Source organism: Flavobacterium taihuense (assembly GCF_019351435.1).
Classification (GTDB): domain Bacteria; phylum Bacteroidota; class Bacteroidia; order Flavobacteriales; family Flavobacteriaceae; genus Flavobacterium; species Flavobacterium taihuense.
This window is the reverse complement of sequence record NZ_JAHWYN010000003.1, coordinates 296,585-309,876: the sequence shown is the minus strand read 5'-3', so window position 1 is coordinate 309,876 and position 13,292 is coordinate 296,585. Positions and strand designations below refer to the sequence as shown.

Genomic DNA, 13,292 nt, shown 5'->3' with positions numbered 1-13,292 from the left:
ATTCTATATAAATTATAGCGTTTATGTACATTTGCCAAAAACCGAAAATAACCTTCATGAAAACCATCAGAATCTTTTGCCTTTTACTGGTCTGTTTTGTCTCCAGAGCACAAACCGAAAAAAATGTAGATCATCAAAGTTTACTTTGGACACGCTATTACAACCAATTGACAATAAACAACAAATGGTCCATTCATACTGAATTTGACAATAGGATTTTCATGAATCCTGTAGAAGAAAATTTATATGAAATGCGGATTCAAGGGCGTTATAAGATCAACAAAGATGTGGAAGTTGGTGCCGGATATGCTTATTTCTCTGTAGCCACCCAAGTTCCTGAAGTCACTTATGATTTTAGAATACCGGAATACAGAGGACAACAGGACATCACTTGGAAACAAGAATACGGAAAGATAACACTGAATCAACGGGTTCAAGTAGAAGAGCGATTTATACATAATTCCGATAAACAGGAATTACTCCCGGGGACCACTTTCTATTGGAGATTCAGATACCGTCTTCAAGGGGAATACTCGTGCTGGAAAAAGGAAAGTCAGTATTTGAAAGCAATTGTATATGATGAATTGATGATTAATGGCGGTGAAAATGTTGTCAAAAACACATTTGACCAAAACAGAATTTATGCCGCATTGCAATACGGTGTAAACAAAAATATTGCTTTAGAATTGGGCTATTTAAACAGTTTCCAACAACGACCAAGTGGTGTTGATTATTTTGACAGAGATATTATCAGGTTTACCTTTTTCCATAAAATAAAACTAAAAGAAAAACATAAAGTACAGACTAATTAAGGCTCTGATGAACCAAAAACAAAGTTGACTTACTCTGTTTTTTGATTGTTTATTTTGGAAATTATAATGTAATTTAATAAAAATCAAGTCATTCCAAAAAAAAAAAAAAACATGAGTACTGAAAAAATTAATTACACTTTAATTAATCTATTAAAATATTTTCTAAAGTTAGGAACAACAGGCTTTGGTGGTCCTGTGGCATTAGTTGGTTACATGCATCGCGACTTGGTCGAACACAGAAAATGGATTAATGATTCCGACTTCAAAGAAGGACTAGCATTGTCACAATTAGCTCCTGGTCCTTTAGCTGCCCAATTGGGAATTTATATTGGCTTTGTACACTTTGGCGTTTTAGGCGCAACCTTATCGGGCTTAGCCTTTGTAATTCCCTCTTTTATAATGGTCGTTTTATTAGGTATTGCCTACCAGGCATACGGCGGATTACCGTGGATGCAAGCCATATTTTATGGCATAAGCGCGGCTGTAATTGGAATTATTGTTTTGAGTTCCTATAAATTGACAGTCAAATCGATTAGTAAATTTGAAATTCCTGCTATTAAGAGTAATTGGTTACTTTGGATCTTTTACATCTTAGCCACTCTACTTACGGCTGTAACACAACAAGAAGAACTGCTGCTGTTTGTTGCTTTGGGTTTTATCTATATGATCGTAAAGGCACCCCCCGAATGGATTAAACGTCCTAAAACTTTTTCCTTCTTTCTCTTAACAACTGCAGGATTCTCTTCTATAGAACTTGGAAAATTAGGTGACTTAGCCTGGTTTTTTATCAAAGCTGGAGCCTTTGTTTTTGGCAGCGGATTGGCCATTGTTCCTTTTCTGCACGCTGGAGTAGTTGCAGAACATGGATGGCTGACCGAAAATCAATTTGTCGATGCGGTAGCGGTAGCGATGATTACTCCTGGCCCTGTTGTAATAACCGTCGGTTTCATTGGATATTTGGTCGCAGGAGCTTCTGGAGCCACTATTGCTGCTTTGGGCGTTTTTCTGCCTTGTTATTTATTCACGGTAATTCCTGCCCCATATTTTAAGAGAATATCACAAAACAAAAGTATCAAAGCATTTGTAGAAGGAATAACTGCTGGGGTTATTGGCGCTTTGGTGGGTGCCGTAATTGTAATTTCCCTCCGAACCATTGTAGACATTCCCACAGCATTAATTGCAACAGGTACAGTTCTCATTTTGATATATGTCAAAAAAATACAAGAACCACAAATAATAGGAATTGCTGCGTTATTGGGTATTTTACTCAAACTGATATAATTTAATAAAAAAAGTGCTCTTAAATTCTACAATTTATCAATCCAATTTTAAGAATAGATTATTCACCAATTAACTAAATTTTGTAAAAATAGACCGTAACTTTAATAGAAAAGTTAAGGTCATGAAAAATTTTGCAATTAAACTGACGTGGTTAACCACAATTTACCTTGTTGTTTTTGCTGCACTATGCCAAACAAAACTATTTTTTCCAGTTTTAATGGGTTTGTATTTTATCGGTGTGAGTCTACTATTGCTTTTAATCTTTACAGTACTGCACGATGAAGAATACAAAACAAATAAAAAATTTAAGGATTGGTATCGTGATAACTCTAAGAAAAATTTTGTACACTAAGAAATCGTATTTTCAGATCAAGGCAAAAAAAAGTCCCGATAAATTCGGGACTCTCTATTTTTATTTCTCTCTAATATAAATATCAATTGGAACTCCTGAGAAATCCCAGTTTTCTCTAATCTTATTTTCAAGGTAACGTTTGTAAGGTTCCTTAACATATTGCGGCATATTGGCAAAAAAAACAAACTGAGGTGTTGGTGTTGGTAACTGCATACAATATTTAATTTTCACATATTTCCCTTTGGTTGCCGGTGGCGGATAGGCCTCTATCACTTTCAACATGAATTCATTAAATTTTGAAGTCGGAATACGTTGCTGTCTGTTTTCATAAACCTGAACTGTAGCTTCCAATGCTTTCAATAAACGCTGTTTAGTCAAAGCCGAAACGAAAAGAATAGGCACATCCGTAAACGGCATTAATTCTTTTTTGATTTTCTCTTCATAATCTCGGGTTGACATGGTATCTTTTTCAACCAAATCCCATTTATTCACAAGGATTACAACCCCTTTTCTGTTTTTCTCTGCCAACCAAAAAATACTTTGATCCTGACCTTCAAATCCACGAGTGGCATCAATCACCAAAATACAAATATCAGCATGCTCAATGGCACGTACCGAACGCATTACGGAGTAAAATTCCAAATCTTCCTTCACTTTCGCTTTACGACGAATTCCAGCCGTATCTACCAAGTTGAATTCAAAACCAAAACGGTCAAATTTTGTATCAATAGCATCACGGGTAGTTCCCGCAATATCAGTTACCATAAAACGTTCTTTACCAATTAACGCATTGATAAAACTTGATTTACCTGCATTAGGGCGACCCACTACAGCAAAACGAGGCAAAACGACCTCTTCTTGAACTGGTTCTGGTTTCACTGGAAAAGCTTCAATTAAAGCATCCAATAAATCTCCTGTTCCACTACCAGAAATACTGGCAAAAGTAAAATATTCACCTAAACCAAGATTATAAAACTCAAGAGCGTCTTTTTCACGCATGGCATTATCCACCTTGTTTACCGCCAATAAAACTGGCTTAGTCACTTTACGCAACAAGCGGGCAACAACATCATCCATCGGGGTAATTCCCTCTTCAACATCTACAACAAATATAATAACATCGGCTTCATCGATAGCCAATTCTACTTGTTTACGTATCTCACCTTCAAAAACATCATCCGATCCACGAACGTATCCTCCCGTATCAATCACAGAAAACTCTTTTCCGTTCCACTCGCTTTTACCGTAGTTTCTATCTCTGGTAACTCCAGAAACCGAATCTACAATAGCTTCTCTTCTTTGTATCAGCCTATTAAAAAGGGTTGATTTCCCTACATTAGGTCTTCCTACTATCGCAACAATATTGTTCATAATATAAATTCAAATATTTATTTCTCCCGAATACTGCTTTCCAGTTTCGGGTTGCAAAGGTAGTGTTTAAAACCATGAATATCAATTTTTTTGGTATATTCGCCACAGCTTGTTCACTTAACCACTTCATTTCTAATTTTATGGACACCAATAATGAGATCCGTTTGCGTTTGCGATTCTACAAAGAAGTCAATCAGGACATCGATTCCTTACGTCAAAAATTCATTCATTTCACCACTACCAATTCCCCAGATTTCATACTGAAAATAAAAGAATACCATATCTGGATCAACATCAAAGGCGACAAAAAAGCCTATTGGTCTCCTCATTTACACCTCGAAATGGAATCCAGAGGTGATAATCAAACCCACATACGGGGATTATTTGGTCCCGACCCTAATCTTTGGACTTTCTTTATGTTCTTACACTTTATGATTGCGGGTACTTTCATTATTTTTTGCGGTATCGCCTACTCTCATTACATCCTAAAAGAATCAACAACAGGTGATTTCGTTGTGATGTCACTAATGGTTTTCGCTTGGTTCCTACTATACGTAATCGCCAAACAAATCCGAAGCAATGGCGAAAAACAAATGAACGATATCGAAAAAGTGTTTCTTGAAATCATAGAATCAAAATAATTAGCAGCTAATCCAGCTCTCCATTGCAACTCCTCATTCAAAAAAGGAGTTGCTCCAATGCGCTTGCTCGAGCTTCCTCTGGTCGCTCAGCAACCACAGGAACAACAGCCTTTTTTCATAGCGGGGTTTCCATTTCGATCTGGGCTAAAAAAAATCAGCATTAGAACAAATTCCAATACTGATTTTATATTTATTTTATTTCAATGAAAATAAAGACTAAAAGCTAATCACTAATTACTAGCCACTAATCACTATTCCTCTACTGGTTATACCCAAAACGCTTCAACATATTCGCATTGCTTCTCCAGTTTTTATTCACTTTTACATACAATTCAATATGGATTTGCTTTCCGAAGAATTTCTCTAAATCTGCACGGGCTTCCATTCCAACTTTTTTCAAAGCTGCACCTTTGTGCCCAATGATGATTCCTTTTTGGGTATCGCGTTCTACCATAATCAAAGAACGAATACGGATGATATTCTCATCCTCAAAAAACTCTTCGGTTACAATTTCTACTGCATATGGAATTTCCTTGCTGTAGTTCAATAATATTTTTTCACGGATAGTTTCGTTCACAAAGAAACGCTCCGGTTTATCCGTCAATTGATCTTTTGGGTAATACGCTGGAGATTCAGGCAACAATGAAATAATTCTTTGAAAAACTTCAGGAACATTAAAATTCTGCAACGCCGATATTGGATAAATCTCTGCATTAGGAACTTTGGCAGTCCAAAAAGCAACTTGCTCTTCCAACTGAGCTTGATTTGAATTGTCAATTTTGTTTAACAATAACAAAACTGGAATTTTCGAATGGATAATTTTATTAAAAAAAGCTTCGTCTTTCAATTCCTGCTCACCAATCTCTACCATATAGATTAAAACATCGGCATCTTCAAAAGCGGACTTCACAAAGTTCATCATCGATTCCTGCATTTCGTAGGCAGGTTTGATGATTCCAGGTGTATCCGACAAGATCATTTGAAAATCTTCCCCGTTTACAATACCTAAAATTCTATGACGTGTTGTTTGTGCTTTTGACGTAATAATTGATAACCTTTCACCAACAAAGGCATTCATTAACGTTGATTTCCCAACGTTTGGATTCCCTATGATGTTTACAAAACCTGCTTTATGTGACATTTCTACTTAAATTTATGCTGCAAAGGTAGTCATATCAAGTCAATACAGGAAATAAAACATTTTTTAAAGTTTTCATTGGATTTATCAAAATTCGGCGTATCTTTGCACCCGAAACAACGCGGGATAGAGCAGTAGGCAGCTCGTCGGGCTCATAACCCGAAGGTCACAGGTTCGAGTCCTGTTCCCGCTACTAAGGTAGCCTTATTGAGATTACAAAACGCACATCGCGGGATAGAGCAGTAGGCAGCTCGTCGGGCTCATAACCCGAAGGTCACTGGTTCGAGTCCAGTTCCCGCTACTGAGAAAAGCTTCACAACCATGTGAGGCTTTTTTTTATTGTAGCAAAATCGTAGCAAAATTTGCTGAATTTTATTTCGACTTAACAATTTACTAATTCAGCCTTCTTATTCATAACTTGTTTAACTTTCTGAACCGTTCCAAGCGAAACTCCGCATCTTCCAACAATGTCTCTCAATGATTTTCCCATTTTTAGAAATTTAACCACTTCCTTATACTTACTCAAAACCTCAGCATCTGTTTCCGTTGACCCTTTAACACGACCATGGTAAACCCCTTTTGCTTTTGCTATTGCAATCCCTTCCTTTTGACGCTCCAATAACGTCTCACGCTCCATTTGGGCTACGTTCGCCATCACACTAATAATTAGATTGAAAGTTGGATTAACTTTTCCTAGAACCATCGATTCCAAGCCTAAGTTATCAACTCGTAAAACAACACCTTTAGAGTTGAAGTATTCGCATGTGTTAATTATATCATGCAATCCTCGACCTAAGCGACAAACACTTGCTACAGAAATAAAAGTCACATTTCCAGCTTCTATTTGCTCAATCAACTCTTTTCCTTTTTTTCTTTCCGCAAAAGCAACCGACCCGCTTACTACATCATTAAATAAAACCTCATCGGGATTTTGTTTAGCCAATTGTCTTTCTAATTTTTGGCTCGGCATCGAAATTCTGCTATAGCGTATTTTCATTTGTATGTACTTTATTTGCATATACAAATATACTTTATTCTAATAAGCTATACTAATTTTAGACTAGTTATTTTTAGTACGACCCCAACCCCTATTTTACGTTGAGGTTTATTTTTGTACCATGCTACCAAATGGCTATAATCTAATTTTAGCATAACATCCCATTACTCACCATAAACAAACAAATAAGTTGGAGCATCCATTTTTAGAATCAATCCTTTTTCTGCTAGAACTTCAAAATTATCAATCAGCATCTTAAATTGTAGTTTCGTTACCCTAATTCGTATCATCACCCAAATTATTTCCTATAATGTCCCAATCCTCATTTACCAATCCTTCCTTTGATGCGTAAAACAAACCCGCTTTGTATTTGTCATAAACACCGCAATCTACTCTGTCGTAACTAAAATAACTTTGTATTTCTTCTACTATCTGTTGATGTAGTTTTTTGTTCTCCACATGCAAAACAAAATGATTATGATAGCCAGTCCTATTTGAAAATGCTTCTGTCGTGAAAAACATTTTCATACCTGTTTCATCTCCATATTTTGAAATCAGCATTTCATACATCGAATGCATCTGTCTAAAACAACTTTTTTTGTTTCTGTCGGTTTTATACGCTACCGTAAAAAAGAAACTCCAGTCCATTTGCCATAGTCTGTATTGAAGACTGTCTTTATCCACCAAACAATCAATCAAATTTTTCATTGATTGATTTTCCAATCGCAACAGTTTATTTTCATCATGTAAAATCTCACTATCAAAATACCTAACATGTTCTTTTGGATAATATCTCTTTCCGTTCTTTATTTCTGTCTTCAAAAATAAATCCTCATTTTTCTTATAAAATCGTACTATTGTACTCTTGCTTTTTTTGGTACTTTTAATAAATTCTTTTAAATTCTCAATTTTCATTTTTTAGTTAGTTACTACTTTTTGTTATGTTCCAGATACAAGAAGTCCATACAAGAGGATTAATCGAGCACTGTTTACAATAAATACTAACGAACTATAGAAAAGTCAACCATTTTGACACTTTATTTTACTATTTTTTTAAAATTGCCCAAATATTTAGTGTTTCAAAGTGACACACCTAGAAAATTGCCGTGAGATTTGGCTCGTGATTTCATTTAACATACCCTTTGTACCCTATGTTCAGGTGTGTACATTTTGTGCCGAGGCGAGTAACTCAATGAACCAAAAACAAAAAAGCCCATTAGACAGGGGGCAAATACGCCTTCCTGTCCATCTGGACTGTGATTCTATAGCTTAACCCACCTAACAAATACCCCAGAATCTGGAACGTTTTAGGAACATAAAGGAAAAATAAAAGCTTTATGTTAGATTGAAAAGTACTTTAAAAATTAATTATACGTTTTAATTATATGGAATATTGTGAATATAAATCTAAATGTCTAGTGTTAACATAAGCATTTAATTAAATGAAATCAACTTACCATTTTTAAAATATAAGTATTGATTTTCATATACCCATTGACTTCCATAAGATGCTTTGTTTATTTTATCAGGCTTCCCCCATGCTAATAGTGCCATTTCTTCTGTAAATCCAATAGCAAGTTTACCATCAAGAACTTTAAACCAGTTTATGGTGCCAAATTTATTTCGATAGAAACTAGCGTCCTTTGCTAAATAAACTCTCCCTTTACTATACTCATCAAAACAATAATCATATGGAATTGTTGTTTTCTCATTCAATGAATTTTTGAGAACCATTGAGAGTGAATAATATTTTTCTTCAACCGTCAAGTCAGTGCATTCCCATTTTTCTCCATGGTTTTTTGTTATTGGTTTTCCTGTTTTAATGTCAGTACAATCCTCTAATGCTTTATTACAAAAGACAAATTTCTCGCCAACAACTCTTTTTTTTACTTTCTCAAAGTATCCAACTACAATAAATGGAAAAGAATTTTTAGAAAGTTCTGTATCATATTCAAAATAAACTTTATCTCCGCTTTGTTTTTCTTTTAATTCTAAATAGTACTTATTCCCATATACATATTCAGCTTCTTCTGCTCGAGGATGTTTGTGAACAGCTAGGACGCTAAAATACTTTCCGAATAATTCATCATACTTGGAATTATAGCCATCGCCACATTTATAAATATTTGATTTATTGGTGTCACTTTTAGTATAGTCGAGAATAAATTTGTAATACCAATATTTTCTTGTATTTTCAGGTTCTCCTTTAATATACAATTCTTGTCCAATATATTTGTAAACATCTTTATCTAAAAAATTCTGTAAACTGTCATAAATACTAGTCGGAATTTCTTTTTTTACCTCAACTATTTTAGTTGTTGATATTTGAGCATAAATGAATGGGCTCAAAAAAAATATTGTCAAAATTGTAATCGTTTTTTTCATATTTATATTTTTTTGTTTTTCAATGTTGTATTTATTTCATTCAAGTAAAATGGGATTTGCCCGATAAATGTTTCTGGTGGATTTGAGTAATTTTGACCAAACAACTGATTAAAAGGCAAATGAAATTCTTCTGTGAATTTCCTATTATCTGTCCCCTTATAATCAATTTTAAGTTTAATAAATTCATTTTTATCATTGTCATAAATTTCAGAATAATCATGAACATAGTATTTTATTTCATATTCAGGAGGAAAAGAATTAAAACCATTTTTCATTGCACCTAAATTTGACAATGATTTTAACTCTTTACCAAATTGATTATAATCATGCAATACCAAAATATTTACATTTTTAGCATGTCCTTCACCAATGTTTTTTATGTGTAGTTCCAAAGTTTTATGATTTTCTGACGACTTTAAAAATGCCACAATATGGGGTTCTATTTTCTGCTTTCTGCTTTTACGACTTTCGTACCATAACATAAGACTTATCACTGTGTATAAAACAGTAGAGATAGCTATTACAATTGATAAACTTATTTCAATTTTCATTTTTTTACTTTAAAATTTCGTTTTATATTATGGTGTTTTTTTTCTTACACAAATATAGGTTAGAATTTTGGGATTCATTACTAAAAACCAAATCCATCTTTGTTGAAATAATCTCGATAGTACACTATCAAATTCTCTCGGGTTATGTAGTCCGTTTTGCCTATTGTAGTCGTTTTTAAAGAATGTGACCCACTCTCAGCGTGCTTTTTTATGGTTTGTCTTGAAATCCCTATCACTTTTTGAGCTTCTGAAAAATTGTAAGCATCCTTTGTCAGCGAGTCGATAAATTTTATTGTTTCGGCATCGTCACCAACGGTTGCTCCATCGGGTAAAGACTTTTCTTTTGCTATAACCCCTTCGAGCATTTTGTGGAACTCATGAACAGAATCTAAAGCAGAATCCAAAGATTTTTCTGTCTGCTCTAGCAAATGGCGTGTTCCTAATCTTATGCTCTTAAATACATGGTTTACTTCCTCTGGCTTCAAACTACGTCCGTAACTTATTAGTGCGTTCATCACTTCGCTTTGTTCCGTTGAAGTTAGTTCTCCTTGCTCAGCCATCTGAAATACTGATATAAAGATTGATTTCTTATTCATTTTTATCAAATATGGTTACGTATTCTGGATTTATGTCTCTGGAGTAATCAATGTATTTTTGGAGTGTTGATAGCTTTTCGTGACTTGTGTAGCTCATTAGTTCATGAAGCGGTACAATGTTAATCAAGTTGGTTATGAATGAATCTCGACCTCTGTGCATGCTCAATAATTCGTACCGTTTATGAAGTTTCCCTGTCTCTGAATCTTCTGAAAGTGTTACATCGTTAAAAAGCTCTGTTTCCTTTAATAAATCATGCAAAATCAAATTTGTATAAGCATTCGAGAATAACTTTAATTCATAATTTAATTTTTCTAATACTTCCAAAGCTAAATCGGATAGCGGTATGGTTGCAATTTTACCTGTTCTGCTCCTTGTCTTTGATGCTATGTGCTTATAAACTTTTCGACCTTTAAAATCCGAAATGAATTCCTTTTTAAACTCTTCAATATCCTTCCAACGAAAACCAGTCAAACATGAAAACAAAAATACTAGCTTAACTTTCTCCTTTGTTTCGTCTTCAAATTTATGTTTATAAAGTTTGTGCACCTCATCAATGGATAATGTGGTTTTAATTTTTGAAGTTACCACAATCTCAGTTCGCTTATAATTTCTTAAAAACGCATCGTCATCAATTAGCTTCTTTTCTTTTAAATAAGATAAAAAACCTGTTAGAACTTCAAATCGTTTGTCGATACTTGCAGGTTTAAGCTTTCCAAGTGATTTGAATTTATACACGTCACCGTTTGGTAAGTTAATTTCTTTTGGTCTTGGTTTTGCTAACCATGAATGAAAAACATCTAACCAGTCATTATTGATAACATCCTTAATTTTTAACTCAACGTTATTTTCAGCTTGAAAATCTTCCATCGTATTTTTGAATGTTCCGTAAGTCTTAAAACTCTCAGCAGACTTGCCACCTCTTTCTACAAGTTGAACACGTTTCCTTTCATAGAAATCTAAAAAATTCGACATAAACAAACTGGTTTTAACCTTTATGTTACCATCTTTTAATCCAGTAAGTATTTTACTCAATTCATTGGATTCAATCTTTATTCCATCGATAAGGTACTGCGACACCACATCATCCGCTTTGGTAATCCAATCGGCAATGGTCTTGTTCATTTTGGTTGCATTTCTCACATCCTGTGCAACCCTATTTTTTTTATAGTCCCACTCCTTAAATTTGTTTTGATTATTTTTATCCTTTGAAATTGTAACTCCAGTTGGAAATCGCATAATCCCATTTACACTATAGTAAATAACTACCGAACCATTATTAACTTTCGCCTTGCAATACATTCCTTTGTTTTTAGCTAAAGTAATAAAGTGTAGCAAGATTGTAGCAAAAAACGCTTAACATATTGCATATTTTGTCAATTGCAACTGTTAAGCGTTTTTTATAAAACTCTATGAAACCCCTTTAAACTTAACGGATTTTAAAACATTTGTTAAGTTGTGATATTACATGTTTAGTACTGTTCCCGCTACTAGAAAAGCTTCAGAGAAATCTGGAGCTTTTTTCGTTATAACCCTCTTTATCAACATCTCATTGCGTTCACGAGCAGGACACTCGCGCCAGCAGGGTAGCATAATCAACAGTATAAAAGAACATTGAAATGTTAGAAATTCTTTACCAAGACGAATATATTATAGCAATTAATAAACCAAGTGGATTGTTGGTTCACAAATCATTTTATGCGCGCGATGCAAAAGTTTATGCTATTCAAGAATTAAGAAATCAAATAGGAGGGCAACACGTTTATCCTATTCATCGTTTAGATCGAAAAACATCTGGTGTCTTGTTATTTGCGTTGGATAAAGAGGTTTTGAAAATTATGAATGATCGTTTTGCCACACGAGAAGTCGAAAAAAAATATTTAGCAATTTTACGTGGTTGGTCACCCGCAGAACTAACGATTGATTATGATTTAACCAATGATGATGACATAAAACAAAACGCAATAACCTACTTTCATCGTTTGCAAAATGCCGAAGTTGAGTTAGAATTTAACAATCAACCAACATCACGATATTGTTTGGTAGAAGCGATTCCTGAAACTGGACGCATGCATCAATTACGAAAACATTTCAAACATATTTTTCATCCCATTTTAGGAAGTCGCCCACATGGTTGTAACAAGCAAAATAAATTATGGTTGGAGAATTATAACCTGAAAGGAATGATGCTTCATGCACATCAGTTAATTTTTAATCATCCAATAAAAAATAAACAACTAATCTTGAATGCAAAGATTAATGAAGAGTTTAGCAAAGTAGGTACTATTCTTAATCTAGATTTGAGTAAGTATCAATAGAATAATAATTTGTAAATCATCGGGCTCACAACCCGAAGGTCACAGGTTTAAGTTCTGTTCACGATACTAGAAAAACTTCAGAGAAATCTCAAGCTTTTTTTTGGTTATGAATTATTTTTTAGAACCCAATTTCAATTCATAAAAAAAGACTACTCAATTACGAACAGTCTTTTTTTATGCATTTAAGAAATTGATTTATGCAGCAAACAAACCTTGCTTATGCGCGTTGTATAAAACCAAATCGTAAGGAACTAATTTCGGAGCTACCTTCTCTGAAGCAGCATCAAAATTAATACCATTGTGTTTTCTAAACAAGTAAATTTCCTTTAAACAATTAGACAAACTCTGGTGAATTAATGTCGTAAAAGTCGGCAACTGTTTGTCGCCTACCAATAAATCAATTTGGTAATTCGAACTGCTTTTCGATAAATTGTTCCCGATGATTCTTAGAGTGAATGTTGTTGGAATTCCGTTTTGCTCTCCTTGATACTGTACTACCATAATTACTTACTATTAAAATGTGGTTAATTTAAATTTATTATCTAAACTCAATATTCATTGAATTCTTTGTTTAAGCTCTTAAAAATACGGAATCGATATAATAACGACCGTTAAATTATCAGTTTATAACAAAGCTACTTAATAAAATACTTCTAAACAGCATTTAAGCGCGTAAAATTTTCATAAATTATCAAGCCACAAACAAACAAACAAACAAACAAACAAACAAACAAACAAACAAACGCAGCAATATAACAACTTTAATTCCTGAAATTGTATCACTGAATATTTCAAACAAAAAAGAGAAACCCTGTAACGTATGATTTTACAGGGTTTTCCAACTAAATGTAT

At 33.9% G+C, this 13,292-nt stretch carries 15 protein-coding genes and 2 tRNA genes; 7 read left to right on the top strand and 10 right to left on the bottom strand.

Features of this window, described 5'->3' with window-relative positions:
- Positions 1-56: 56 nt before the first annotated feature.
- The 3 genes from KZH69_RS04820 to KZH69_RS04810 all read left to right on the top strand — a co-directional run bounded on the left by KZH69_RS04820 (position 57) and on the right by KZH69_RS04810 (position 2,445).
- Positions 57-812, top strand: a complete 756-nt coding sequence (locus KZH69_RS04820) for a DUF2490 domain-containing protein (protein WP_219316323.1) — start codon at positions 57-59, stop codon at positions 810-812.
- A 111-nt stretch (positions 813-923) separates the two neighbouring features.
- Complete coding sequence (locus KZH69_RS04815; protein WP_219316322.1) at positions 924-2,093, top strand: chromate transporter; 1,170 nt, start codon at positions 924-926, stop codon at positions 2,091-2,093.
- Between the two features lie 121 nt (positions 2,094-2,214).
- Positions 2,215-2,445, top strand: a complete 231-nt coding sequence (locus KZH69_RS04810) for a hypothetical protein (RefSeq protein ID WP_219316321.1) — start codon at positions 2,215-2,217, stop codon at positions 2,443-2,445.
- A 60-nt stretch (positions 2,446-2,505) separates the two neighbouring features.
- Here the strand turns inward: KZH69_RS04810 and der are convergent, their stop codons facing one another.
- Positions 2,506-3,816 (bottom strand): ribosome biogenesis GTPase Der, encoded by a 1,311-nt coding sequence (der, locus tag KZH69_RS04805; RefSeq protein ID WP_219316320.1) that lies wholly within the window; start codon positions 3,814-3,816, stop codon positions 2,506-2,508.
- A gap of 74 nt (positions 3,817-3,890) precedes the next feature.
- Between der and KZH69_RS04800 the strand changes: the two genes are divergently transcribed.
- A complete protein-coding gene (locus tag KZH69_RS04800) occupies positions 3,891-4,457 on the top strand; it encodes a hypothetical protein (protein WP_219316319.1) in 567 nt (188 codons plus the stop codon).
- Between the two features lie 259 nt (positions 4,458-4,716).
- Here the strand turns inward: KZH69_RS04800 and era are convergent, their stop codons facing one another.
- Complete coding sequence (gene era / locus KZH69_RS04795; protein ID WP_219316318.1) at positions 4,717-5,598, bottom strand: GTPase Era; 882 nt, start codon at positions 5,596-5,598, stop codon at positions 4,717-4,719.
- 117 nt (positions 5,599-5,715) lie between these two features.
- On the opposite strand from era, the gene KZH69_RS04790 reads away from it, so the two are divergent.
- Together KZH69_RS04790 and KZH69_RS04785 are read left to right on the top strand one after the other, a co-directional pair.
- Positions 5,716-5,788: transfer RNA gene (locus KZH69_RS04790), tRNA-Met, on the top strand.
- Between the two features lie 35 nt (positions 5,789-5,823).
- A tRNA-Met gene (locus tag KZH69_RS04785) sits at positions 5,824-5,896 on the top strand.
- 81 nt (positions 5,897-5,977) lie between these two features.
- On the opposite strand, the gene KZH69_RS04780 is transcribed toward KZH69_RS04785, so the two are convergent.
- The 7 genes from KZH69_RS04780 to KZH69_RS04755 form a co-directional block, all read right to left on the bottom strand.
- Entirely contained in the window at positions 5,978-6,592 is a 615-nt protein-coding gene (locus tag KZH69_RS04780; protein WP_219316317.1) for a recombinase family protein, read from the bottom strand.
- Between the two features lie 164 nt (positions 6,593-6,756).
- The gene (locus KZH69_RS20435) at positions 6,757-6,882 is read right to left on the bottom strand and encodes a hypothetical protein (RefSeq protein ID WP_255557640.1); all 126 of its coding nucleotides are present in this window, start codon (positions 6,880-6,882) and stop codon (positions 6,757-6,759) included.
- Positions 6,869-7,507 (bottom strand): hypothetical protein, encoded by a 639-nt coding sequence (locus tag KZH69_RS04775; protein WP_219316316.1) that lies wholly within the window; start codon positions 7,505-7,507, stop codon positions 6,869-6,871. Before KZH69_RS04775 ends, KZH69_RS20435 begins: the two co-directional genes overlap by 14 nt.
- A gap of 519 nt (positions 7,508-8,026) precedes the next feature.
- Positions 8,027-8,977 (bottom strand): hypothetical protein, encoded by a 951-nt coding sequence (locus KZH69_RS04770; RefSeq protein ID WP_219316315.1) that lies wholly within the window; start codon positions 8,975-8,977, stop codon positions 8,027-8,029.
- A gap of 2 nt (positions 8,978-8,979) precedes the next feature.
- Positions 8,980-9,528: a DUF8453 domain-containing protein gene (locus KZH69_RS04765; RefSeq protein WP_219316314.1), complete on the bottom strand. Its 549-nt coding sequence runs from the start codon at positions 9,526-9,528 to the stop codon at positions 8,980-8,982.
- Positions 9,529-9,608: 80 nt separating this feature from the next.
- On the bottom strand, positions 9,609-10,124 hold the full coding sequence (locus KZH69_RS04760; RefSeq protein ID WP_219316313.1) for a hypothetical protein: 516 nt from the start codon (positions 10,122-10,124) through the stop codon (positions 9,609-9,611).
- Complete coding sequence (locus KZH69_RS04755) at positions 10,117-11,460, bottom strand: tyrosine-type recombinase/integrase (RefSeq protein WP_219316312.1); 1,344 nt, start codon at positions 11,458-11,460, stop codon at positions 10,117-10,119. The genes KZH69_RS04760 and KZH69_RS04755 overlap by 8 nt, the downstream gene beginning before the upstream one ends.
- Positions 11,461-11,741: 281 nt before the next feature.
- Here KZH69_RS04755 and KZH69_RS04750 point away from each other — a divergent pair, with 281 nt between their 5' ends.
- Entirely contained in the window at positions 11,742-12,440 is a 699-nt protein-coding gene (locus KZH69_RS04750; protein WP_219316311.1) for a pseudouridine synthase, read from the top strand.
- A gap of 195 nt (positions 12,441-12,635) precedes the next feature.
- Here the strand turns inward: KZH69_RS04750 and KZH69_RS04745 are convergent, their stop codons facing one another.
- Positions 12,636-12,941: a hypothetical protein gene (locus tag KZH69_RS04745; RefSeq protein ID WP_219316310.1), complete on the bottom strand. Its 306-nt coding sequence runs from the start codon at positions 12,939-12,941 to the stop codon at positions 12,636-12,638.
- Positions 12,942-13,292 lie beyond the last annotated feature (351 nt).

Bases quoted from the DNA above. Each gene is read 5' to 3' on its own strand.
- KZH69_RS04820 (WP_219316323.1), top strand. From the start codon at position 57: ATGAAAACCATCAGAATCTTTTGCCTTTTACTGGTCTGTTTTGTCTCC.
- KZH69_RS04815 (WP_219316322.1), top strand. From the start codon at position 924: ATGAGTACTGAAAAAATTAATTACACTTTAATTAATCTATTAAAATAT.
- KZH69_RS04810 (WP_219316321.1), top strand. From the start codon at position 2,215: ATGAAAAATTTTGCAATTAAACTGACGTGGTTAACCACAATTTACCTT.
- der (WP_219316320.1), bottom strand. From the start codon at position 3,816: ATGAACAATATTGTTGCGATAGTAGGAAGACCTAATGTAGGGAAATCA.
- KZH69_RS04800 (WP_219316319.1), top strand. From the start codon at position 3,891: ATGAATATCAATTTTTTTGGTATATTCGCCACAGCTTGTTCACTTAAC.
- era (WP_219316318.1), bottom strand. From the start codon at position 5,598: ATGTCACATAAAGCAGGTTTTGTAAACATCATAGGGAATCCAAACGTT.
- KZH69_RS04780 (WP_219316317.1), bottom strand. From the start codon at position 6,592: ATGAAAATACGCTATAGCAGAATTTCGATGCCGAGCCAAAAATTAGAA.
- KZH69_RS20435 (WP_255557640.1), bottom strand. From the start codon at position 6,882: ATGATACGAATTAGGGTAACGAAACTACAATTTAAGATGCTGATTGAT.
- KZH69_RS04775 (WP_219316316.1), bottom strand. From the start codon at position 7,507: ATGAAAATTGAGAATTTAAAAGAATTTATTAAAAGTACCAAAAAAAGC.
- KZH69_RS04770 (WP_219316315.1), bottom strand. From the start codon at position 8,977: ATGAAAAAAACGATTACAATTTTGACAATATTTTTTTTGAGCCCATTC.
- KZH69_RS04765 (WP_219316314.1), bottom strand. From the start codon at position 9,528: ATGAAAATTGAAATAAGTTTATCAATTGTAATAGCTATCTCTACTGTT.
- KZH69_RS04760 (WP_219316313.1), bottom strand. From the start codon at position 10,124: ATGAATAAGAAATCAATCTTTATATCAGTATTTCAGATGGCTGAGCAA.
- KZH69_RS04750 (WP_219316311.1), top strand. From the start codon at position 11,742: ATGTTAGAAATTCTTTACCAAGACGAATATATTATAGCAATTAATAAA.
- KZH69_RS04745 (WP_219316310.1), bottom strand. From the start codon at position 12,941: ATGGTAGTACAGTATCAAGGAGAGCAAAACGGAATTCCAACAACATTC.